Origin of the sequence: Bradyrhizobium sp. 613_E4_N2_2 (assembly GCF_052075995.1) — a bacterium.
GTDB classification, from domain to species: Bacteria; Pseudomonadota; Alphaproteobacteria; order Rhizobiales; family Xanthobacteraceae; genus Bradyrhizobium; species Bradyrhizobium barranii.
The window spans coordinates 7,469,674-7,492,123 of the sequence record NZ_CP197234.1 but is presented as its reverse complement, the minus strand read 5'-3'; the positions used below and the strand labels follow the sequence as shown (position 1 = coordinate 7,492,123).

Below are 22,450 nucleotides of genomic sequence, written 5' to 3'. Positions count from 1 at the left end.
GCAGCGGACCTCGCCGGCGTTCGCAAGGATTGGCGCGCGGCGCGAAGCTCAAAGTAGCTTGGCCATTTTCATCGCAACTTGCCGCACAGTTTATCGCCATTTCGGCCGACCGATCGGTAGATTGCAGACCTGGCCGCCATGCGTGTCGAGGCGGATCGGGTCAATGGCGTGCACTGTCGGGCCGCGAAGGCAGAGAGGTCATTGCTTCCAGTTGCGCTGTTCGCGTCGCCAACATGGCGAGCAGGCTCTTGTGCAGCCGATCCCCGGGTTCGAAATTTTGCGCGAGCCTTCGGACGGTCTCGACAAATCGCATGCGATACGTCGCCGCTCTGTCGACGTCGCCGTACTTCGCGAAGATCTCGGCGGCCGTGCGGTACACCCGCCAGGAAGCAATCGGGAAGTCGGCGCTGTCGACGATCTCCAGCGCGCGGGACAGCTGCAACTGAGCCTCCGCTGAATTGCCCATGGCAAGCGCAGTACGGGCGAGCAGTCCGTGGGCCTGGGCCAGGTGATTGAGATCCGGAGCCGTGGCCACATAGTCGTGGAGCTGGCGCGCACAGCTCTCAGCCTGCGTAAAGTCGTCAACCTGCAGGTAATATTCGCCGAGACAATGATACACCTGCGTCGCGGCGGTAAACTCGATATCGATGCCTTCTTCATGCCTGCGGCGCTCGATGTCATCAAATTGCCTGCGAGCTCCCGACGGGTCGTTCAGCCCGACATAGGCCTTGGCAAGGACGGCCCGCTTGTGGAAGTAGGTCGACTGATCTCCGACCAGCAGACTATCGTCGACGCTTTCGCAGAGCTCACGGGCTCCATCAAAGTCCATCGCTTCGACGTGCAACCACGCAAGCGTCAGCCGGCACAATGCGCTGCTGGGGCCGTTCGCGTTCCTGACGGCCAGTTCGAGGCCGGCCGTGATTTCAAGTCGCAACTCGCGCCACTCGCCCAGATGAATAAGCGCGATCGACTCAAGAACGTTGAACAGAACAAAAGTGTAGACGTCGCCGGCCAGACGGGCCAACCGCTTGCCTTCCGTGCCGGCGCGGCGGCACTCCTGGTACCGCGACCTCCAGCAATCGACGATACCGGATATTCCATTGCGCCTGATCAGGATGCCATAATGCGTGGCATTCGCGCTCAGCTCGATCGCCCTGTCGCAGAGCGTGGCGTCCTGTTTGCGCCAGCCGTTGAGGAACAGGTTGACGCTCGCGCTGCTGCCCTGGACCAGAGCCTTGAATGTGTCGTCCGCCAGCGCCTGGCTTCGCGACAGCACATCTTCAGCGGCCTCAAGGCAGGCGTGGCGATCCACGCGCAAGCAGAGGCTGCTCACAGCCGTAAGGCCGTTGAGCTGTTGCTTGATCTCGCCCGCTTGTTCGGCGCAGGCAATCATGTCTCGCAGATCACGGATGGAGCCGGCGAGGTCGCCGCACGAGCGAAGAGCCCAGCTTCGCTCCCGCAGAAGAGCGACGCGGGTCGAGAATTTGTCGGCAGCATCGAAACGATCGAGTATGCCAAGCGCGCGGGTGAGATAGCTTGCGGCCTCCGCGTGGCCGAGGCGTTTCGTCGAGTTCTTTGCCGCTTCCCGGAGGTAACGCAACGCGCTCGGAAAGTCGCGACCCTGCTCAAAGTGAAGTGCGAGCGCAGGCGCTATTTCAGGGGTGCGGCCGGCATAGGCCTCCTCCAGCCTCTTGCCCAGGCGCTTGTGCGTTTGTGCGCGGCGCCCCGGCGGCAGATTCTGGTAGATGATGTTCTGATAGAGAATGTGACGGAAAGCGTAGCAGCCCGAATATGTGCCATCGGGCCACTCGGAAACCCCTGACCGAGCGAGGATTTGATCCTTCCGGATCGACGCTTCGATGTCCCTTTCGACGTCGATCGCATCGTCGGACAGACCGGCCGCAACGAGGGCCGCAGAAAATTCCTCGCCGGCAACGCTGGCGACGTCGAGCAGACGCCGCTCGTTGTCGGTGAGGCGATCGAGCTCGTGGCCGATCATGTTCACGAGGCTGTCCGGAATGCGGTCTTGCGCAAATGCCGCCTGTGAGGACAGGCGCCATCCGTCGTCAATTTCGATGATCGACTCCTGGTCGATCAAGTGCTTGAGCAGCGTGGCAACAAACAACGGATGTCCCAGCGTTCGCTCGAATACCGGCTTTGACAGGCTGGAGGCAAGCTGCTCGTCGCCGAAGCGCAATGCCAGGTAACGCTCGACCTCCGGACGCGACAACCGATCGAGGCGCAATTCGCTGCAGTATCCGTGAATCTCGAGGTCCCGGTGCAGGCGAGGGATGGGATGCCCGCCGACGGAACTGTCGGCCGGACGATAGGAGCAGAGGACCAGCACGCGCGCGTTGCCGTTCCCGCGTGCGAACCGAGACAGGACGTCGAGTGTCGCGAAGTCGCTCCAGTGCAGATCTTCGAGAACAAGAACCCAGGGGCGGTCGAGGCTCAGCGCTTCCAGAAGATCGCAGAATTCGCGCAGCATCCGTTCGCGCGTCGCGCCGAACACTTCGTCCTGGAAAGCCGCGCGTTCCGATGCGTCGATGACGCCTGGCAATTGCAGGATCCAGGTGGGTGCGTGGGCGCGAACTGCCGAAATCAGTTCCGGGCCGTTTGCGCGATAGCGGCTCACCAGCGCATCGATGAGTGGAAGAAAGACTTCGTCGGTTCCGAACCGTTCGGTGCAGCGCCCATAGAGCTGATCGAAGCCCTGTTCCGTCAGCTGCTCGAGCGCCTTGGCGATGAAGGCCGTCTTGCCGATCCCGGCTTCTCCGGTGACAAAAGCCATCTGCCGTTTGCCGGACAGGACGTGCCGCGTCATCTGGTCGATCGTCTCGAAGGAGGGGGTCCGGCCGACCACCGGGGTGGAGATTTCGGTTTTCAGAGGTACGACCGCGTTCTCGACCTCCCTGGCCGCTTCCCGCACCGTGCCGATAAAGCGGACGCCTTTGCGCGGCAAAGTCTTGATCAGCCGCTGCGCCTCGCCGGAATCGCCTATTCCGGTACGGGCTGCGTTGATGCGGGTGGTGAGCGCCGACTCCGAGACGATGCGCCCGCCCCAGATTGCACTGATCAGATCGTCCTTGGTCACCACCCGGGCGCGGTGGCGGATCAGATATTCGAGGACGTCAAAAACCTGGGGCTGCAACGGGATCGTACGTCCGTCACGGCGCAATTCCCGCCGGTCGGTGTCGAGGACAAACTCGTCAAATAGGTACAGCAAAACAATGCCTTCGGAGGTGTGCGCAAGGCGGATATTCAACCGGTACGCGGGCCCGAAAGCAAGCACACCCTTCAGAATCAAGGAAACGATAAGAACAAATTAAGCTCGCCTTAAAGCGTGGCCCCGCGTCCCGCTCGATACTTCCAGCCGTATCCGGTCACTCACACAAGGTGTTCGTGTCATGCGCTTGGAAGATAAGGCACGGCGTCTCACCCGCGTGTTCTATGGGTTGTTGCTTCACAAGATGTTTCAGTCGCTCGTGGCATCCTCCGTACCATTGTTTAACGGCAGAGCTTCACCCAGAGGCGATGCGTCAATTTCAGCGAGTTCGTTTGTCGCCTCCACGGGGTCTTCCCGAAAGGAAGGCTGGTTTGGGCGCCTCCTTCAAGCGCTCCACCATGCGCGACGGCTGCAGGCAGAGCGCACCCTTCGGCAGAACTACCACCTGATCGACAATGCGTGGCCCCAGTTTGCCTCTCGGTCAGATGTTGGAGGGCGAGACAATGCCGGTCAGTGAAAAGCCGTCCGAACGCAAGCTTCGGATTTCGGCGCCGGGCGAGAATACGCTGCTCGCAACGATCGCCATCGGCGTTGTCATTTTTCACATTCTTGCAGCCACGATGTTGACGTCGACCCGCCAGAGCGATGCTGGGGCACCGCCCGAGCCGCCCGGACTGTCGTCCGGGGACTGATCGCCAGCTCGCTATTCCAGGATTTGACAGACACGAAGGGTTAGCTCATGGGCGACATGGCGTCGTTTTGCCTGCTCAGCATCGCCGTGTTTTGCGGCGCTTTCGTCTCGGGCCTCGCGGGCTTTGCCTTTTCGGCGGTGGCCGGCGCGATTCTCCTTCACGTTCTCCCGCCACGGGAGGCGGTCCCGCTGATGATGGCCTGCAGCATCACCGTGCAAGCCGCGGGTCTTTGGGCCTTGAGAAAAAGCATCCGCTGGAAGCAGAGCTCGGGACTGGTCGTCGGCGGATTGCTTGGCGTTCCGATCGCCGTGTGGTTGCTGCAAGCTGCAGACGCCCGGATCTTCAGGGAGAGCTTTGGTCTCGCCGTCGCCTGCTACGCGGCCTACACGTTGTTCCGGCCGGCGCTTTCTCATCGCCTGCAGATGAATGCGGGACGTAATGCATTGATCGGCTTCGGCGGAGGCTTTGTCGGCGGGTTGACGGCAATGCCGGGTGCAATACCGACCATATGGTGTGACATCCACGGCGTGCCGAAAACCGAACAGCGCGGAATGGTTCAACCCTTCATCGCCGCCATGCAGATATTCGCACTTGTTCTCATGCTGATCCGAGGAGATCTGTCGACAAAGGTCCTGGTTGACTTCGCCGTCGGCATCCCGGCGCTCGTTGCAGGAACGGCGCTCGGGATTTTTGTCTTTCGCTGCGTCGATGACGCGCTGTTCCGGCGAATTATCCTCAGCATCTTGCTGGTTTCGGGACTGTTGCTGGTATTGTAGTTACGTCGGTCGCGCCTCCAGTTACAATTTCAGCCATTCGAGTACGGCGCGCAGTAGCACTGTCGCCGTAATCCCTTAAGCGTGAGCCGAACCATTCGGTGGGCGGTGCTGCTGCCCCAGCCGAGGTATCCTTCGCTTGCCGGAGGCTGCTGCTGGTCAAAACGCGTGACCTCGCGGGTGCAGCTACGTTGGGCGGGTGTTGACGGCGTCCGCTTCCTCCAAGTCAGGCACTACCTAAAATTCGATCGATCTGATTAGGCGAATCTTATGCCCGATCCGAGGCGGCGGGAATGATTTTACGGCGTGTTCAGGTCTGGAGTGGTGTCATCGCCCATTCGTTTGAAATCCGCTTTTGTCGTTCGATTATTTTCAAACCGCGAGCGCATCAATGGCTGCTATCACGTCATTCTTGGCCGAGTTGGACGAAGCAGTTGCGAGAGGAAATCCCGAGAGTTGTCTGCGGGCGCTCTGGCATGCGGCGGACATCCTGATCGCCGGCACTTATTCCGAGGAGCAGATCTGGACGTTCGGTGAGGTCATCGGTCGTCTCGCGCAAGAGATTGAAACGAGCGCGCGGGCGAAGCTCGCGGGAAAGCTCGCATGCAGCTCAAACGCGCCCTATGCGTTGACCCGGCAGATGGCAAGCGACGACTGCATCGATGTCGCATGGCCGGTTCTCAGTCAGTCGGAGCGCCTCGACACCGAGACATTGATTGCGTGTGCCAAGAACAAGAGCCAGCAACATTTGCTTGCAATCTCCAAGCGGCAAACGGTCCCGGAAACGGTCACCGATGTCCTGGTGGTGCGCGGATCTCCCGAGGTCGTAACCTCGGTCGCTTCAAATGCCGGGGCGAACCTCTCCAAATCCGGATTTCTGCACCTGGTGCGGCGGTCGGAAGGGGATTCGATCCTCGCTGAATCGGTAGGACTTCGAAAGGATATTCCTCGACATCTCTTCCACCAGTTGATCGCCAAAGCCTCTGAAGAGGTGCGGCAAAAGCTGAAGAGGGAGCGTCCGGATATCGAAAATCAGGTCCATCGCGTCGTCGTCGATGTCACCGGCGCCATTCACGCCAGGTTTGGCCCGGCGTCGAAGGATTACTTCACGGCGAAACGCACGGTGGCAAAACTGCACGAGAGAGGCGAATTGACGGAAGACAAGGTCTTCGAGCTTGCTCACTCTCTCAAGTTCAACGAGACCACCGTTGCCCTGTCGTTGCTCTGTGGGCTTCCAATAGACGTCGCGGAACGGGCATTGATCGAGAAGGATCGCGAGCCGGTGTTGATCCTGGCCAAGTCTCTCGATTTCTCATGGCCCACCACAATGGCGCTGCTGTTCCTGGGCGCGGCCAACTACCGGATAACCGTTGGCGAGCTGGATCAATTGAAGATCGATTTCCACCGGTTGAATGTCAAAGCGTGCCGGGAGGTCGTCACCATCTACCGAACGCGAAAGGAGGAGGTTTTTGGCGGCTCCTTTCAACAGCCTCGGCGCATGATCTAGGACCGCAATCCCGACGTCAGACATCCGTGGATGTGGGGGCGGCTCACGCAATGGTGAGCGTGCCGATTTGCCGTTCGCGCAGCTGTGATTTTCCACTGCGTGTCTTTTCCCAAGCGCATACCTAGCTAATCCTTGTCAAAAAAATTCGCAGGAAACGCTTTCAACAGAGCAGCCGATTCTAGCCAGCGCGAACGCTCCGCACGAAAACAACAACCGTTCGGAGTACGATTATGATTGGATTCAGGACTTCCATTATTGCAGCGATGATGTCGATTGGCGCGATAACCTCTGCAAGTGCCCAGTGCCCGACGTGGGCGACTCAAAATCCAGCTTCGTTTCAGGCGCAATATCCCAATAGGGATATATTGAACGACTGCGAGTTAACGCCAGCAGGCAGAATGGGCCTCGAACTCCCTGGCGGCGCGGCTCCCTGGTATGGGGCCAACAGGGCTTATGGGGCAATGCCTGGCGTTGCTCAACACCACAGCTTTCAGCACCGATAGCGGTGAGTAGTGGCCGTTCTTTTCGGGACGGTTGCGTTGCAGGCCCAGAAATCGGGAGACAAGTCGATGACATCACAAACCGACGAGGCCGCGCAGTCCAGGCTTATGGCGGACATCCCGTACGATCAGCAGACGAAGATCACCATCGAGCGCAGAGGCCAAATTGTACTGATTGGCATCAATCGGCCTTACATCGACAACCGGCTGGATCCGGATGCGACAGAAAGCGTGGCGAGAGCATACTACGAGTATGATCGGGACCCCTCGCTCCGTGCGGCGGTTCTGTTCGGCTATGGCGACCGCTTCTCCAGAGGTGTCGATGTCGATGCCTACAAGGCATTCGCTCAGTCGGGAAAAAAGATGATGGATGGGCCCGGCTTCATCGACCCTCTGGGGCGGACCGGGCCAGCGCTCACGAAGCCTCTGGTTGTCGCGGTGCATGGCGACACCTGGAATATGGCGCACGAGCTTTTCCTTGTAGCGGACATACGCGTAGCGTCGGAAGACACGGAGTTCGGTCAGGATGAGAATACGCACGGCCGTTTTCCCGGAGGCGGTGCAACGGTTCGTTTCCCCAGAGAAGCCGGATGGGGAAATGCCATGCGGTTCATTCTAACAGGCGATCATTGGGGTGCGAAGGAAGCCCTCCGGATGGGAACGGTTCAGGAAGTGGCCCCAAACCGAGATGCGGCTCTCGCGAAGGCTGTCGAGATCGCCAACAAGATCGCCGCATGCGGCCCTCTCGGGATTAAGACGTCCCTGGCCTCCTCCCATATGGCGCTCGAAGACTCTCAGACGGCGCTCGCTAAGCTCGGCGACCAATATAGTGCGCTGCTCACGACCAGGGATTTCCAGGAAGGCCGTGATGCCGAGGCACAAAAGCGTCCACCCGTTTACGATGGACGGTGACAACAAGCTCGCGGACGGTCGTGTTGCGTTCGCGTATCGCCAGCGTATTTCGTTCTACCAAGTCTCGCCGAAGGGCAGGCGCTCTTCGACTGTTGGGCGACGTGCCACGCCTCATTGGGATGGCGGCGGGCTGGATAAAGAAGTCGTTGGGTGCATCGGGACGGGGTTGGCAGTCAACCTCAAAACGGCAAAGGCTCTCGACGTGGCTGTACCGCCAGGGCTCCTCGCCCGCACCGACGAAGTGATCGAGTGAGGACGGCTTACTTCTCCTGATGGCCCCAATGCGAACTGCAAGCGAACTGCGAAGTGGTCCGCTTATCGGGGCGGACCGGAAGTGACCGGCCGACTTCCCAAGCGCCGTTTTTGACCCGTTGCGGACATTGCGTCGCACGGTTAGGGCGGGCTGCCAGCCCTTTTCTCGCTCGGCTCCCGGTTGAAAAATGCTAGGCTGTATGCCTCAGTCGGGCGCTTCAAACGAGTAATTCAATGAGGCGGCGCGAGTTCATCACGCTCGTCGGCGTTGCCGCGGTTATGGGCCCGAGCCCGGCGCGGGCGGAGCAGACGAAAAAGCTACCCATCATCGGATTCTTGGGCCCGGCCTGGTCGGCCCAAGATTTCGAGGATCAGTTGCGCGAACTCGGTTGGATCGCGGGGCGGACCGTTGCGATCGAGTATCGCTCTGCGGAGGGACATACCGAACGCTCCAAGGAAATTGCGACCGAGTTCGTCCGGCTCAAGGTGAATGTCATCGTCACGGTGGGGGGATCTCCGACTCTCGCGGTAAAACGCGCGACATCGCTCATCCCAATTGTCTCCATTTCTGGCGACCCTGTTGGCAGCGACCTCGTCGCAAGTTTGGCCCGACCGGACGGCAATGCGACCGGCCTGGCGCTCAACCCCATCAGTCTTGCCGGCAAGCGCCTCGAGCTGTTGCGCGAGGTTGTCCCAGGTTTCCGCCGCTTGTCCGTTATGGTCAATGCCAATAGCCCCGGTTTCAAAAACAGGATGGATGAGGTGCAGGCGGCGGCATCCGCGCTCGGCCTCGAGGCGACGATATTGGAAATCCGGCGCGCAGAGGACGTTGCATCGGCTTTCGAGGCCCTCAGGGACCGTGCGGACGCACTCTATGCCGTCGGCGTCCCACTCACCTTCGCCATTGCGACCCGAGCGCTGACCGCGCGAATTCCAACGATGTTTGAATACCGAGAGTTCGTCGATGCGGGCGGGCTGATGTCCTACGGCGTGGACGCAACCCACCTATGGCGGCTTGCTGCGACCTTTGTCGACAGGATTTTGCGTGGGGCGAAGCCCGCCGACTTGCCAGTCCAACAGCCGACCAAGTTCGACCTCGTCATCAATCTGAAGACCGCCAGGGCACTCGGTCTGAAAGTACCGGAGTCATTCCTGTTACGCGCCGACGAGGTGGTTGAATGAGCGCGGCTGCCGGGCAGCCACCAAGGGACCGCCGCCCAGGAACTGGCTGGAACGTATGTCGGCCCGAGCTGCATGGTGTGAGACGAGAGCAAATATCGCTGCATTGGACAACAGGCCGAGATTTCGCGAGAGCGGCACGGCGGGCCTCCAGCTCTTATTTTGCGTTTGCGAATACATCCGCTGCGTAGACGACCTTGCCACCCACGACCGTCAGCAGAGACGCCGTGGCGCCAATTTGCTCGACGGGGACGGACATGAAGTCCCGATCGAGAACCGCGAAGTCGGCGAGCTTGCCGTTTTCGAGCGTGCCGCGCCGCGTCTCGTCGAAGCAGAACCAGGCGCTTCCCACGGTGTAGAGGCGCAAGGCCTCTTCGCGGCTGGGTGTTTCGTCCGGGCCGCGCGTCGATAGTCCGCCGACGGTCTTGCCGTCGAGCATCCATTGCAGCGCCACGAACGGATTGTAGGATGCGACCCGATGCGCATCCGTGCCGGCCCCGACATGGACGCCCGTCCGCAACGCCGTGACGATGGGCGGCATGCTGCGCGCGGCTTCGCCCGCCTGCGCCACGATACGGTCGCCTCCGAGGTACATGGCGTCCTGCATGGTCCAGCCCACACCAAGGGCCTTCATCCGCGCCAGCGTTTCGGGCGAGGTGTTGTCGAGATGGGCGATGGACCAGCGCAGCGGCGCGATCGGCGTCTCCTTGTTGACCTCTTCATAGAGGTCGAGGAGGTGATGGACGGATTTGTCTTCCTGCCAATGGATGGTGACCGTCAGCCCTTGTTTTGCCGCCCAGCGAATGATCTCGAGGAACTTGTCCTTCGCCGCCGCGTCGGGCGCGTTGTTGTTGTACATGGCGCCGGTGATCCGCTCGCCGATTCCGTTGAATCGCAGCATGTCGTCGCCGAATCCCATCGGCAGGAACGGCGTGAGGTTCTTGTACTCCTCGAATTCGGCGCCGACATTCTGGGCGAACAGGCTGTAGGAGACACGCACCGAAAGTGATTTTTCACGCCAGAGCTTTTGCAAGGCGGCGTAGTGGCTGGGATAAATGCTGAAACCGCCGGGATCCACGATCCCGGTAATTCCGAGACGATTGAGCTCCGTGAAGAACTGCCGGGTCCCGGCGACATTGTCCTCGAAATTGGGCCTCGGCAGGCGATCGAACAGCGCGGAGATACTGACGATGGAGCCGTTGAACCAGCCCGTGGTTTCGCCCGATGTGGCACGCTCGGCCGTGATCCCGGCCGGCAACTGATCCGCGGAGATCCCGAGGGCTTGCTGCGCCTTCGGCGTCATCAGCAGCGCCGAATAGAACAGCTGGATGTAGGCCGGATTGTCGGGAACGGCCGACATCACCTCGGCGAGCGTCGGCCGCCGCTTCTCCGCAAATTGCAAGTCGCTCCAGCCACCGGCCACGATGATCCAGGACGCCGGGCGCGCTTTGGCCGCCTGGCGCAAGCGTTCCATGGCTTCGCCAATGGTCTTTGCGCCGATCCAGTTGACCTCGGTGGCGTAGGTGAGGCCGGCGCGCACGGCGTGAATATGGGAATCGATCAATCCCGGAATGATCGTGCGTCCGCCGGCGTCGACGCGGCGCGTCGCGGGCCCGATCAGGCCTTCCATGGCATCGTTGCCGCCAACTGCAACGATCTTGCCGTCGCGGACGGCGAGCGCCTGCGCGATCGTCGATGCAGGATCCAGCGTCACGATCTTTGCGTTCGTGACAATGAGGTCGGCCGTTTGTGCGTAAGCCGAAGTGGCCCAGCACGAGATCACCAAAATCGCCAGAAGCTTGCGCATGTTCAGTCCCGGAATGAGAGAGGCAGGAATGAGAGAGGCAGGAACGGCGCCACACATCCGCCGCTGGATGCGCTCGCGGGCATCGCGTGTCGCAACGGGGAGTGTCGCGATCTTGATCATGTCTGGCTCCAACAAAATCAGCCGGTCCACCGGAAAATTCGGTCAAGGCCCAAATCATTGATTTCGCAGCCCGCCTTCGCCCGTCGGGCTTCGGCGCGGCAGCCTTCGCCGCTTCGCTTGCCATTTGCGGCACCGGTTTGCCTAGCCGAAGCTCGCGAAGCGTGTCGGGACCAATCAAAAGCGAGTCGCTTAACCCATTGATTTATCGTGGCCTGCCAAAAATTCGCGAGTCGAGAAACCCAAGAATCATGAGTCGATTTTCACCAAAAGCCAAAACTCGTGAGTCGATAGGGGAAGCGCGCTCGATATTGAGTTCTGAGTTCGCGTTGCCCGCTAAATGTCGTAGGTCGAAGTCTCGTCAAAGGCAGCCTAGCGGGTCGCGACTCGTGAACTAGACCGCGAATTCTGACAAAAGCTCGAGCCAACCACCTAGTCCTTGATGGATGGAACTCCGCCTGAACCAGGGGCTCGGCTCTTGATCCTAGCCACAACTCCGGCGGCGAACTCACTCTTGCTGCTCAGCCCTCTCAAGGCTGAAACAGGGGATCGATTCCCCTAGGGAGCGCCAGCAAGTGTTTTTCAGTCACTTACATCAACAAATAGCGGCGCTAGCGGCATTCGATAGCGGCAATTCGCGGGGTCGCCACGCTCGCCGGGCGAGTGCTTCGTGAAGTTGAATTTGGTTGGATATGGAAATCGACGAAAACCTGATCCGCCGCGACCTGACGTCGGCGCAACGGGCGAAGCTGATCTCCAAGCGAAAGGCGGCTTGACGGCCTTATGGACAGTTTCGCTAAGGACACGGCGGCAAAATCTGGCAAGTCCGAGCGATCGATTGAGCGCGACGTAACCCGCGCCAAAGCGCTAGGCTCCGACCTTGATCGCGTGGCCGGGACGTCGCTGGAGAAGGAGCGCTTAACTGGACGCGCGGGCGTGCTGCAGACCACAGTAGCGCTTGTTCCAGATTTAACCTTCCGCGACGACATCAAGCTTAATCCGCGTCTTCGATTGCACCCGAGCTGCGGAGCGCTAACCTCTCTGCACCGGACATTGCCCCGTCCGGGTTCACCATGGCGAGGTCGTCGCGCCAAGATACTCGGCGCGGCGGCTTCGTTTATCTACCGCAACGGTATGAGCTTCATTTGGCGAATAAGCCCGACGATGACCGGTTCGATCTCGTTGAGATGCGACGACAGATCACGAACTTACGCTCGCAACACTCTGACAATCTTCTCGTCACATCGCGATTGAACCGCTTCTTCGTGAAGATTGCATTTTTATCTGAGCCGAAGGATGCAGCACACGCGCAGCACCTGCGGTCCGAATTCGCGCGGACGCTGCAAGGTATTGAAACGATCGTCACCCGGAGGCCATCTGCGAAGCGATCTGGTATCGTTAAGCGGCCCAAGTAATGCTAACGCGGGTGCGCTCTTGCGCTCGCCGGGTCCGGGGCCGATGGTCGATGGAGTCGCGAAGTCGTCCTCGTTTCGCGTATCGAAGCCGCATCGCCGCGTTGGCGTTGATGCACCGCATTCCGAGCTTCGCAACATCGCCGGATTTCGTCGGGGAAGGTGGTCTACTCGCTTACGGTGCGTCGAGACGGCGTCATTTTATTCGATCAGCTTACCACGTCAAAGGAATCCTTGAGGGTGCACGAGCCAGCGACTTGCCCGTCGAACAGCCGACGCGGGTCGAGTTATGGATCAACGTTAGAACTGCAAAAGCGCTCAAGCTCGTAGTTCCGACGACACTACTCGCACAAGCTGACTCAAATAATTGAGTAGACGCAAAAGACGTCTATTGGCACGAGCCCGACCAGTCGCGTTGGTCTGCCAAATTCCGTTCACGCGAGTAGACCGGAAGTCACCGGCTCAAAGGTGGACCGGTGCGTACGACCCGGACCTTGGCACGGGACCTCTGTCCTGGGCTTTTCATTAGGACCACGGCGGCTCTTCGCTCGCCCCGATTGCCTCGTGGTGGATTGTGAAGCCCGCCGAACGTCAGCAACACAGTTCTTACAGAGGCAGGATCGAAACCAATATCCTTGGCGTTTGGTGGATGTGCCTCGCTGCCCTTCAATCGGAGCGTCAAGTGCAACTGCTCGCAAAGGTGCCGAACCACGAGATTGACCTGATCGTCAGTCATGATCTGCTTTTCCCGCTACCATCTTGCGGCCCAACTGGTAGCACATCTGATAGCCCTACACGCAACGACCCCGCCTCGCGAGTCGCGTGGTAGGGCCGCCTGCCGTCCGGACTTGGGCTGGATGAGTCGAGCCGGCCAACTCAATTTATTCCCGGTCAAAGTGAAGAGGTGACTGCGCAAAAGGAGCACTCCGTTGGGTATCCTAATGTGACAGATCGATTGTCCTAATTCGGACAGCTCCAGGCGGCTGGCCGCACGCTAAGGGTTCACTCGGGAGGGTCATTCCCCTTCGGCTCTTGTAAAAACTTTGGCGGATGAACTGACCCCTGAGCTGCGACCATCGATCTATCGGGCCTAGTGCTCGACCTCGGAGGTAAGCCGCTTCCCGACATCAGTAGTCACATCGTGACACGGTAACGAAGTCTCAACCCTACCTGGCTCGACCCTCATTTGTGTTTTGAGTTTCCTCGTTTGTATGCTTGAGCATCGCTTTGAGTTCTTCTTCGAGCGATCGCGGCGAAATTCCGAGTGAACCGAATCCCGGCCGGCTGCCCGAGACCATCGTGTCGATCTGCATAAGCTCAACCTGATTGCGCGTGAGCGGCGGGTGCGGCAGGATCTCAGCGAGGCCGGCGGCGGCATTCCAGAAAGCAAAGGGTATTCGCACCAGCATTGGCCGCAATCCGGCGGTGCGCGCAATGGTCCGCAACAGCTCGCCGTATGAGTAAACGCGCGGGCCGGCCAGTTCGTAGATTGGAAACGGTCTTTGTGTTTGCCGCAGGACCTGTGCGATCGCCGCGGCGACGTCGTCCACGTACACCGGCTGAAGCCTCGTCCTGCCGTCGCCGAATAGCGGATAAGCCGGCAGGGTCCGAAGCAGCCCAAGAATTGTCGTGAGAAAGGCGTCGTCCGGCGCGAACATTACCGCCGGGCGGATAACGACTGCGCCAGGGAACGCCGCTTGCACAGCCACCTCGCCCTCGCCGCGATTGCGAATATAGGGCGACGGCGATGTGGGGTCAGCGCCTATGCCTGATAGGTGCACAAACCGTTTGACCCCGGCCCGCCGTGCCACTCCAGCGATCCTGGCGGCCGCTTCGACGTGCACCGAATGAAATGTGTCGCCTCCATGCTCGGTGTAAAGGCTGATCGCGTTGACGACGCCGTCGGCACCCATAACGGCGGCCTCTACAGAGCGCTCGTCATGGGCATCAGCGATGACCTGTTCCGCGTTGTCGCCCTCGGCCCGCGCAGGATGCCGTGAGGCTATACGCACCGTAACGCTGGAGACGCTCAAATGGCGTACAACGCGACAACCAACGAAGCCGGTCCCCCCAAACACGGTCACGCGGTTCATTCCCCGGTCCATCCCACGATCCTGCGCAACGTTCTGTATTGACCCGCCGAGCGCCGCGCGCACTGCCTCAGTGGCCTCCGCCGGCGAACTGCCTTTGTTGAGATGATGTGAGATCACATCAATCAAAATGTGCGCTGCAGGGCCGACCGTTTGCCACTCTCTCCTAGCTTGATCGATTAGCGGCTGCGCCTCATTATAGAGCGTTTCCGCCTGTTCGATGATCGGATGTGCCTTACTGAGAAGATCGATCAGCGCCTTGGTCGCGGGCAACGACCGCTCAATTTGTTCAAGCTGCGCGTCGCTGAGACCGGAAACGTGACCAATGACTTCAATGAGCAAGTGTTTCAGCATAGCGCAACCTGCTGGTAGCGACGCACTAACTCAGGGCAACCAAGCGAAAGTAGGCACGGGCTCGGGGGGCGTCAGTTGTTGTCTCAGCCGACAGGGTCCGGCCGCCAAGCTCTCGGAGCTTGGAACAATCGCGCGCAATGGTGGATGATATTTGATCCACATCGATTATGTCCAGCATCTGGACCCAAATTTTCGTTAGCTGCCTTGGGCAAGGCCTTTGGGGAGTGCAAGGCTGACAAGTCTTGGTACGTCCTAGAAAACACGACGTCGGGCCACTCTGTTAGGACACATCCGGCGGGGCCGCCTTGCCGAAAGAGGCGCGGTATTGAGAACTGTCCTGATGGACGGTGATGGGCTCAGTGCCCAAGTCGAACGGCTTGAAGCGGTGGAGACGGGTCGGCGGCACCGCTGGTCCGAGGACGTGCGTGTGGCCATTTCCCGGCGAAACCGGTACGACACTTTCATTCAGGGATTATTTTTCGGGTCGGCAGAACCTTTAGCGTTACCCAGCCGATCTTGTCGTGACCGCCAATCTTCCGCCAAGAAAAACGATTCTTGTATCGAATACTTGGAGAGCTGTGAAAGGCGATGAGCGGAGAGGTACGTGGGCAACCGCGTGCACTGGCCTAATCTCTGAACCTCAGAGACGCGCTGGCGCGCGGAAAAAACGTCGCGAAATTCGATAGGGGTGATCCAATCTTTGCGCGGACCGCAAGCAGTTCTGGAGCTAGATGCATGAAACTATCCGGCGGAGCGAAGCGAACATCAGGCCACCGCTCATACAGCTGCCGTCGCACGTAAATGCGCAACAATCCGACCATCGTGCAAAAATACGGCGGCGTCTGTCTAGAAACCCCGGAAAAAATCCGCGCGGTTGCGAGGAGCCTCGCCGATTTGCACAGCCGTGGTCATCGCGTCGTGGCGATCGTTTCAGCGATGGGTAAGACGACCGACGAATTAATTAAGGCGGCTTATCAAGTAAGCCCGCATCCCAACCGCCGCGAACTGGATATGTTGCTAACGACCGGTGAGCGCATCAGCATGTCGTTGATGAGCATGGCCCTGTCTGATCTCGGTGCGCCAGCCATTAGTTTTACCGGGAGTCAGGCCGGTGTAATGACAGACGAATCTCATTCTTCCGCGCGAATTTTAGATGTGCGGCCTGCGCGCGTGCTCGAAGAACTCGATCGCGGACGCATCGTGGTTTTAGCGGGCTTTCAAGGCGTGAATCCGCGAACCAAAGAGATCACCACACTAGGCAGGGGCGGCAGCGACACCACTGCCGTCGCCATGGCTGCGGCGCTAAAGGCCGAGCGCTGTGAAATTATCAAAGAGGTCGACGGAATTTGCTCGGCCGATCCGCGCGTCGTGGCGAGCGCAAAGCCATTGCGCCGGCTGGATTTTGCATCGTTATCCGAAATGTGTTTTTGGGGCGCCAAGGTTTTGCATTTTCGCAGCGTGGAGCTGGCACAAAGCCAAAATATCCCTTTGTTCTTACGAAAATGGGGCAATTACGAACACAGCACGCGAGTGATGAAAGAGGTTATCGGAATGGAAACCGGAAAAATTCTGGCCGTCAATTCGATGGCTCGTATTGAGCATGTGGAGATCGCTTCGACGAATCTCAGTCATGGTTTTGAGAAATTTGCGCAGCATCTCAAGCAAAACGGCCTATCTTGGCCGCAAGTCCTCGTCTCGGCTTTCACCGCCGGAAAAACGCGCATCATGATGACTTGCGAGTCGGAAACGCTCGACACTCTGCTGCGCACGCTGGAAAGGAGCAAGGACTTGCGCAAAGGGCGTGAGACTTTGAGTTCGGTGAGCCTCACTTGCTTCGGCGGCGTTTCTTCAGACTTGCCATTTCAGGCGATGCAAATTCTGCAATCCCACGGGATTGTCGTTGAAAAGTACGTTCTATCACCACATTCGATAAATTTGTTCGTTCCTGTGGAGACCCGCGAAGCCGCGGTCAGGGCCTTGCATTCGCTGATCTAACAACCTCTTTGAGAAGATATCACGAAATCGCGTATGGGGAGGGATGGTCAAGAGGGGCGGCTCGCCGGCTCGATGCGGCGACAACGAGAGTTCTTAATCTTGCTGATACGCGCCCGTCCGCCATCGTTGGTGTCAATTTTTTATAGTCGGGAGGCGTCGATCATGCCGGGCACCATTGGTTGGCTACTTCGCGAGGGCGAACGAATTATTGCTTGCAACACAGGTCTATTGGGTGACAAGCACCTTCTAATCGGCGCTACCCGCGTTCGTAACGAAGCGCTTATTCTCAGAGACACACTGGATTACGTGGGCAAGCAGGTCGATGCGATTGTCGCTTATGATGACGCGAGCACGGATCGTACGCTGGAGATTCTATGCGAACACCCGAAAGTCGCTCTGATTGTGACAAATCGTTCATGGGAAGCTGACATCGAGGCGCGCCGGATTGCTGAGGGTCGGCATCGCGGCCTCTTGTTGCAGACGGCGCGCGAGCATTTGCAGTTCGACTGGATGTTTTGCTTCGATGCGGATGAGCGCGTTACCGGGGATTTACGCGGATTCATAGAAGGAACGCATTCTAGCGAATGCGACGGCGTGCGGGTTCAACTGTTCGATGCCTATATGACTCCTGGGGACCACGCACCCTATCAGGCCGATCGCGAACTGTTGGACTTTCGTCGTTTCTTTGGTCCGGAAAGGCGAGACATTCTGATGTTGTGGCGAAACCGGTTGCAGGTCACCTTCGCAGAGCACCATGCGCGCGAGCCGGGTGGCGTTGAACGCGTGGCGACTGGCCTCTATTGCCAGCACTACGGCAAATCGTTGTCGGTCGACCATTGGGAAGAGACCTGCGACTACTACATGCGACACTTTCCGTTCGATACCTACGGACGAAAATGGCGTGAACGCAAAGGTCGAGCAATCCACACCCAATCGGACTTCATGCGGCCGTTGTACGAGTGGGGTGACGGGCTCTTCGCGAATGCGATCAAGATGTGATTGTCCGAAAACTGAGCCGCCCCCGTGCCAATGCGGCCGCTTCGAAGTCGGCTTCGTTGATCTGGACGCGTTTTGGTCTGCGTTCGGTCGTGTTCGTTGTGTTCCGGTGAGATCGTTTCTGGTGCGAAACTGGTGCGGTAGATGGTCTGAGATTTTCGTGCCTGACGTGCTGTTTCGCAACGCCTCCCGAAGATTGTTCGTGACCAGCGCGCCAAACAAATCGCGCCCAACAAGCCTTGCCGCCCCGCGCGGTCGACGAACCTCGCTCCGGGATGAAGCCGGCTCTGACGGTTCCAAACTAGGAACCTGACAGGCGCTGAGCGCAAGAATCCCGGGAGGTGTGAGGCGGCTCACACCCCCACGTCAGGCTTCGCGCTAATCAGATCGCTGCGGGGATTTCTGGCGGACAGGAGATTTCGCATGAAGCCTTTGATCATTTGTTCCATCGCCGCTGTTGGTCTGCTTGCTGCTGTGACCGGCATCCCGCGATCACACTCGAACGCAACGGTCGGGCGCGCCGGAACATCAAGCACGTCGACATTGCAGGGCATGCAAAGCGGTCGAAGCGCAGACAAGCTGCCGGTCGACGATTTTGACGATCGGTCATTGGTCTTTCCGCGGGATTCCAAGCGCTAAGGCATGATCCGAAAAAGTGCGCAGCGGTTTTCCGAAAAGATCATGCTCAAACAACAACCTAAAGCGCGATGACGATTCATCCCAATCTCATCGCGCTTTAGGCAGAAGGCCGCGCAGCAGACCGTTCAGCCAGGGCTCGCAAATCGATGCGCTTGAGCCTGCGAGGTCGAACGAAATCGTGGTCGAGAGGCGGGGCTACGGGCCCAGGAAAGCGGGCGGAATCGGGTAGTCGTTCCCCAAAAGGCCGAGCAATTCCAGCTCGCCTCGATGAGCGTCCAGTTCCAGAATGGCCAAGAGAAGCATCAGCACGGCCGCGGTATAGATGAGGAACGGTGACGTTTCAGCGGGCACATCGTCACGGTGTGGCGGTATCGCATCGCGAAGTGATCGCCACAACGAAATGAAATGCAGATACGTTTTAGGTCGTATTTGCATGACGTCGTCCTCGACGTGTCAGATCAAGCATAGGTTCAGGCTATGCCCGGTTCAAGCCGACAACAGCCGTTGCGGCATTGAGTAGCGGAGCCATGCCCGTCCTGCGGTGCAGCATGGAAACCGGATAACGGCTTCAATCATTGACGAGACCGAGCGAGTGCACGTACGCCGTGTCAACACCGACGACATGCCCGAACGACCTGTAAGCCGCAGATGAATTGGGTCCCACGTCTCAGCACCAGTCTCTGCATCGTTGCCGCTCTGTTGGCGATGCATTCAGCGCCGGCGCCAGCGCAATTGACAGGTCACGGTGGGCCCGTGCGGGCGATTGCGATTTCCAGTGATGGCAAAAATGTTCTGTCGGGCAGCTTCGACACCGCCGCCATCCGATGGTCGCTCAAGACCGAATCCGCCGAGCAGGTCCTTCGCTTTCACTCCGATGCGGTGAACGCGGTGGCCTTCCTGAAGGATGGGCGGATGGTGACTGCCGGAGCGGATGCGAAGGTAGCGATCTGGACGCCTGGCCGGCAGCAGCCGGATCAGGTTTTCGAGGGCCATGGCGCGCCGATCGCTTCACTTGCAGTCTCGCCGGATGGCGCAAGAGTGGCTTCTGCCTCCTGGGACCATACAGTTCGTATCTGGTCGCTCGGCGATGGCGCGCAGCAGGTGCTGGAAGGGCATGCGCAGAACGTCAACGGCGTCGCATTCACGCCGGATGGACGATCGCTGGTGAGCGTGGGTTACGATCGTGAACTGAGGATCTGGCCATTGGCGGGTGGCACCCCTAATGTCATCACGCTGGGCTCACCCCTTAATGCCGTGGCAGTCGCGCCTGACGGCGAGATCGTAACGGGTGGTGCTGATGGCAAGCTACGCTTTCTGATGTCGGAGGGCCGGGAAAGCGGCGAGGTGCAAGCTGGCCAGACGCCGATTGTCGCGTTGTCGATCTCTCCAGACGGCACGTCGGTCGCTGCTGCAGGAATTGGCGGTGTCGTGACGGTCATCGACCGAAAGGCGCGAGGCATCGCGCGAAGCCTGGTCGATACAGGTTCGCCCGTGTGGTCGGTCGCTTTCCTGCCGGACAACGCAACATTGCTGACGGGCGGCGTCGACGGCAGGATCCGGCGCTGGAATGCGCTGACCGGCGCCCCCATCGGCTCATCGTTGCAAGCTACGCCGCACGATCCGCTTGCAGCCTATACGGGAGATCACGGGGCCGAGGTGTTCAGGGCGTGCGTTGCCTGTCATACCCTGTCCGAGCAGGACGCGCAGCGCGCCGGCCCCACGCTTGCGGGCTTATACGGCCGCAGGATCGCGTCGCTGCCTGGTTATCGCTTCTCCGACGCGCTCAAAGCGATGGACATCGTGTGGACGCCCGAGACCGTGTCAAAATTGTTCGAACTCGGTCCGAACGCCTATACGCCTGGCACAAAAATGCCGGAGCAGCGGATTGGATCCGCGAAGGATCGCAAGGCGCTTACGGATTTCCTGGCGCGCGCCACCGCCAAGTAGCTAACGCTTGGTCTCACGCTCACGGAGATAATCATCGGTCGTGCGAGGCGAAGCGCGTTCGGGCACGCCGGCGAACGGGTCGAACTGTTGTTCACTCATGGCGGTGACGCGGCAGTCCGCGCACATTCTGACCACGTCCAGCCGCTTGTCGCCCGCGGGATACATCCAGTGTCGGCCCTCGAGTTTCGCAGCGATCTTCTCGATCGTGCTCTTTACCCCAAAGGGCTTATTGCAGCGGATGCAAAGCGCCGGCTCCTCCTCCTTGATGATCCGTGCCGGAGCCCTTGCGGCCCGGAAATCGATCTGCGGCTTCAGAGTGATCACCTTTTCCGGGCAGGTGCTCTGGCATAATCCGCACTGCACGCAGGCATCTTCGACGAATTTAAGCACGGGACGTTCGGGATCGTCGCGGAGAGCCCCGGTGGGACAGGCCGACACGCAGGCCAGGCACAAAGTGCATCCGTCCGTATTGACGGTAACCGTACCAAGCGGCGCGCCCTGGGACAGCGCAATGACGTCGGTCGGCACAGGCGCAACGCGGTGCAGTTCGTGAAGAGCGAAGCGAAGCAGGTCGCGCCGCTTGCCTACCGTCTTGAAGGTTGCGGGACGCTCCACGGCCGGCGCGGGTTCAATCGACCGCAGCACTTCGCCCAGCACGTCCGGGTCGTCCGTTTCGATAGTCGCAACCCGGCGCCCCGAAAAACCTAATCCGGAAACAATGGCATCAGCCATCGTTATGGTTTGAGAAAGCCCGGAGATGTCGTGCAAAGGTCTTGCGCGGAGGAGAAAGCGTATCCCCGCTGCGCCATAGGCGAAGGATGCCACGACCGCTTCCAATCCAACCTGTGTCACCTCGTTGACGGCGAACGGCAGCACATTGGCGGGAAGCCCGTCGCCGTGGCGGGCGAGCGCATCGATCAGCGTGCTGCCATGTTGGGTGTCGTGCAGCAGCACGACCGCACCGGAGCCGCCGGCTTCGCGGTAGGTCAAAAGCATTGCGCGCAATTTGTGCAGCAGCGCATCGGGCGGCGGAAGGGCATAGGTTGCTGCACCCGTCGGACAGGCCGTGGCGCACTGGCCGCATCCGGCGCAGACCTCGGCGTTGATCTTGACGTGATCGCCATGTGGCGTGATCGCTCCGGTCGGGCAGAGATCGAGACAGCGATGGCAACCCGTCAGCCTCGAGCGCGAATGGACGCAGATCTCTGCGGTGAAATTGACGTATTTCGGCTTGTCGAAGTTGCCGACGAGGTCGCGTGCCCTGAGCACCGCACGCAGCATCGCGGCCGGGTCCCGCGGATCCGCGCGGAGATAGCCGTCGCGCAAGTCATGCGCGGGAAAAAGCGGTTTCCCGCCGGAGAGATCAAGGACGATGTCGCAGCGCGAAGTCAGGCCGTCGCACGGAGCCTCGAAGACGAGCGTATCGCGCGAGGAGGGGCGGGGGGCCGCATAGTCGTCGACCGTCAACTCGAAGGCCCCCAAATGGCCCTTGGCGTTACGGATCGTTCCTTGGACGATCGGAAAGGATGTCGTCGCCGGCGGCATAATCTGTGACGGCTTTGTGATCATGATCGTCACGTCGAGATGATCGGCAAGCAATCGACCAGCTTCGACCGCAAGTTCGTCGCGGCCATAGATCAGGATCACCCCTTCGCTCGATAGGGTGACCAACGGAAAAGCAGGCGCAGCCTCGGACACAGCGGCGAGCAGTGCTGCCATTTTTGGGCCTGCCTTGGTTCCCTCCACCGACCAGCCGGCCGTCTCGCGAAGGTTGATGAAATCCAGTTTCCCCGAACGCCCCTTCGCCTCGTCGCCAAACAGTGGGGCCTCCTGGGTGCAGCCGACGATGAGCGGTCCTTCCGCCTTCGCCGCGTTGCGAAAATGATCGAGCTCGGCCCTGCAGAGCTGGCGGAACTCGGCGATTTCGCTTTTGCGGCATCCTCGCTTCACGGCGGCCGTATCGAGGCGCATCGTGTCTTCGCACGAGCAGATCAGGATCGTGTTCGGCGGATCAGGCATGCGCAGCCCTTCACCTCCTGAAGAGGTCCGGGA

The 22,450-nt window shown here is 59.8% G+C and carries 16 protein-coding genes and 1 tRNA gene; 12 read left to right on the top strand and 5 right to left on the bottom strand.

Features of this window, described 5'->3' with window-relative positions:
* Positions 1–160: 160 nt before the first annotated feature.
* On the bottom strand, positions 161–3,265 hold the full coding sequence (locus tag AB7290_RS35390) for an ATP-binding protein (protein WP_144030810.1): 3,105 nt from the start codon (positions 3,263–3,265) through the stop codon (positions 161–163).
* Between the two features lie 700 nt (positions 3,266–3,965).
* On the opposite strand from AB7290_RS35390, the gene AB7290_RS35385 reads away from it, so the two are divergent.
* The 5 genes from AB7290_RS35385 to AB7290_RS35365 all read left to right on the top strand — a co-directional run bounded on the left by AB7290_RS35385 (position 3,966) and on the right by AB7290_RS35365 (position 9,044).
* On the top strand, positions 3,966–4,694 hold the full coding sequence (locus tag AB7290_RS35385; protein WP_085403289.1) for a sulfite exporter TauE/SafE family protein: 729 nt from the start codon (positions 3,966–3,968) through the stop codon (positions 4,692–4,694).
* Between the two features lie 388 nt (positions 4,695–5,082).
* Complete coding sequence (locus AB7290_RS35380; RefSeq protein ID WP_085403290.1) at positions 5,083–6,198, top strand: DUF2336 domain-containing protein; 1,116 nt, start codon at positions 5,083–5,085, stop codon at positions 6,196–6,198.
* Positions 6,199–6,767: 569 nt separating this feature from the next.
* Complete coding sequence (locus AB7290_RS35375) at positions 6,768–7,610, top strand: enoyl-CoA hydratase-related protein (RefSeq protein ID WP_244623263.1); 843 nt, start codon at positions 6,768–6,770, stop codon at positions 7,608–7,610.
* A complete protein-coding gene (locus tag AB7290_RS35370; RefSeq protein WP_085403292.1) occupies positions 7,600–7,863 on the top strand; it encodes a hypothetical protein in 264 nt (87 codons plus the stop codon). The genes AB7290_RS35375 and AB7290_RS35370 overlap by 11 nt, the downstream gene beginning before the upstream one ends.
* A 233-nt stretch (positions 7,864–8,096) precedes the next feature.
* Positions 8,097–9,044, top strand: a complete 948-nt coding sequence (locus AB7290_RS35365; RefSeq protein ID WP_085403293.1) for an ABC transporter substrate-binding protein — start codon at positions 8,097–8,099, stop codon at positions 9,042–9,044.
* A 154-nt stretch (positions 9,045–9,198) separates the two neighbouring features.
* On the opposite strand, the gene AB7290_RS35360 is transcribed toward AB7290_RS35365, so the two are convergent.
* Entirely contained in the window at positions 9,199–10,968 is a 1,770-nt protein-coding gene (locus AB7290_RS35360; RefSeq protein WP_245344195.1) for an amidohydrolase, read from the bottom strand.
* 483 nt (positions 10,969–11,451) lie between these two features.
* On the opposite strand from AB7290_RS35360, the gene AB7290_RS35355 reads away from it, so the two are divergent.
* The 3 genes from AB7290_RS35355 (at position 11,452) to AB7290_RS35345 (ending at position 12,748) form a co-directional block, all read left to right on the top strand.
* A tRNA-Glu gene (locus AB7290_RS35355) sits at positions 11,452–11,536 on the top strand.
* 212 nt (positions 11,537–11,748) lie between these two features.
* Positions 11,749–12,219: a hypothetical protein gene (locus tag AB7290_RS35350; RefSeq protein WP_167768314.1), complete on the top strand. Its 471-nt coding sequence runs from the start codon at positions 11,749–11,751 to the stop codon at positions 12,217–12,219.
* Positions 12,220–12,379: 160 nt separating this feature from the next.
* A complete protein-coding gene (locus AB7290_RS35345; protein WP_085403294.1) occupies positions 12,380–12,748 on the top strand; it encodes an ABC transporter substrate binding protein in 369 nt (122 codons plus the stop codon).
* A 795-nt stretch (positions 12,749–13,543) separates the two neighbouring features.
* On the opposite strand, the gene AB7290_RS35340 is transcribed toward AB7290_RS35345, so the two are convergent.
* Complete coding sequence (locus AB7290_RS35340; RefSeq protein ID WP_244623454.1) at positions 13,544–14,821, bottom strand: complex I NDUFA9 subunit family protein; 1,278 nt, start codon at positions 14,819–14,821, stop codon at positions 13,544–13,546.
* 801 nt (positions 14,822–15,622) lie between these two features.
* Between AB7290_RS35340 and AB7290_RS35335 the strand changes: the two genes are divergently transcribed.
* From AB7290_RS35335 to AB7290_RS35325, 3 genes are all read left to right on the top strand, one after another.
* Positions 15,623–16,816: an aspartate kinase gene (locus tag AB7290_RS35335; protein ID WP_135216935.1), complete on the top strand. Its 1,194-nt coding sequence runs from the start codon at positions 15,623–15,625 to the stop codon at positions 16,814–16,816.
* Between the two features lie 162 nt (positions 16,817–16,978).
* Positions 16,979–17,815, top strand: a complete 837-nt coding sequence (locus AB7290_RS35330) for a glycosyltransferase family 2 protein (RefSeq protein ID WP_085403335.1) — start codon at positions 16,979–16,981, stop codon at positions 17,813–17,815.
* A 420-nt stretch (positions 17,816–18,235) separates the two neighbouring features.
* A complete protein-coding gene (locus AB7290_RS35325; RefSeq protein ID WP_085403297.1) occupies positions 18,236–18,451 on the top strand; it encodes a hypothetical protein in 216 nt (71 codons plus the stop codon).
* A gap of 195 nt (positions 18,452–18,646) precedes the next feature.
* On the opposite strand, the gene AB7290_RS35320 is transcribed toward AB7290_RS35325, so the two are convergent.
* Positions 18,647–18,886 carry a hypothetical protein gene (locus AB7290_RS35320; protein WP_085403298.1) on the bottom strand — a complete coding sequence of 80 codons (240 nt, stop codon included), beginning with the start codon at positions 18,884–18,886 and terminating at the stop codon, positions 18,647–18,649.
* A gap of 213 nt (positions 18,887–19,099) precedes the next feature.
* Here AB7290_RS35320 and AB7290_RS35315 point away from each other — a divergent pair, with 213 nt between their 5' ends.
* Complete coding sequence (locus AB7290_RS35315; protein WP_085403299.1) at positions 19,100–20,398, top strand: c-type cytochrome; 1,299 nt, start codon at positions 19,100–19,102, stop codon at positions 20,396–20,398.
* Here the strand turns inward: AB7290_RS35315 and AB7290_RS35310 are convergent, their stop codons facing one another.
* A complete protein-coding gene (locus AB7290_RS35310) occupies positions 20,399–22,369 on the bottom strand; it encodes a 4Fe-4S binding protein (protein ID WP_085403336.1) in 1,971 nt (656 codons plus the stop codon). It lies immediately after the preceding gene.
* Between the last annotated feature and the right edge of the window lie 81 nt (positions 22,370–22,450).

What these genes read in the sequence shown, in the direction of transcription:
- AB7290_RS35340 (WP_244623454.1), bottom strand. Translation starts at nt 14,821, where the DNA reads ATGCTGAAACACTTGCTCATTGAAGTCATTGGTCACGTTTCCGGTCTC.
- AB7290_RS35375 (WP_244623263.1), top strand. Translation starts at nt 6,768, where the DNA reads ATGACATCACAAACCGACGAGGCCGCGCAGTCCAGGCTTATGGCGGAC.
- AB7290_RS35315 (WP_085403299.1), top strand. Translation starts at nt 19,100, where the DNA reads ATGAATTGGGTCCCACGTCTCAGCACCAGTCTCTGCATCGTTGCCGCT.
- AB7290_RS35335 (WP_135216935.1), top strand. Translation starts at nt 15,623, where the DNA reads ATGCGCAACAATCCGACCATCGTGCAAAAATACGGCGGCGTCTGTCTA.
- AB7290_RS35380 (WP_085403290.1), top strand. Translation starts at nt 5,083, where the DNA reads ATGGCTGCTATCACGTCATTCTTGGCCGAGTTGGACGAAGCAGTTGCG.
- AB7290_RS35320 (WP_085403298.1), bottom strand. Translation starts at nt 18,886, where the DNA reads ATGCAAATACGACCTAAAACGTATCTGCATTTCATTTCGTTGTGGCGA.
- AB7290_RS35385 (WP_085403289.1), top strand. Translation starts at nt 3,966, where the DNA reads ATGGGCGACATGGCGTCGTTTTGCCTGCTCAGCATCGCCGTGTTTTGC.
- AB7290_RS35325 (WP_085403297.1), top strand. Translation starts at nt 18,236, where the DNA reads ATGAAGCCTTTGATCATTTGTTCCATCGCCGCTGTTGGTCTGCTTGCT.
- AB7290_RS35370 (WP_085403292.1), top strand. Translation starts at nt 7,600, where the DNA reads ATGGACGGTGACAACAAGCTCGCGGACGGTCGTGTTGCGTTCGCGTAT.
- AB7290_RS35310 (WP_085403336.1), bottom strand. Translation starts at nt 22,369, where the DNA reads ATGCGCCTCGATACGGCCGCCGTGAAGCGAGGATGCCGCAAAAGCGAA.
- AB7290_RS35360 (WP_245344195.1), bottom strand. Translation starts at nt 10,968, where the DNA reads ATGATCAAGATCGCGACACTCCCCGTTGCGACACGCGATGCCCGCGAG.
- AB7290_RS35350 (WP_167768314.1), top strand. Translation starts at nt 11,749, where the DNA reads ATGGACAGTTTCGCTAAGGACACGGCGGCAAAATCTGGCAAGTCCGAG.
- AB7290_RS35345 (WP_085403294.1), top strand. Translation starts at nt 12,380, where the DNA reads ATGCTAACGCGGGTGCGCTCTTGCGCTCGCCGGGTCCGGGGCCGATGG.
- AB7290_RS35365 (WP_085403293.1), top strand. Translation starts at nt 8,097, where the DNA reads ATGAGGCGGCGCGAGTTCATCACGCTCGTCGGCGTTGCCGCGGTTATG.
- AB7290_RS35330 (WP_085403335.1), top strand. Translation starts at nt 16,979, where the DNA reads ATGCCGGGCACCATTGGTTGGCTACTTCGCGAGGGCGAACGAATTATT.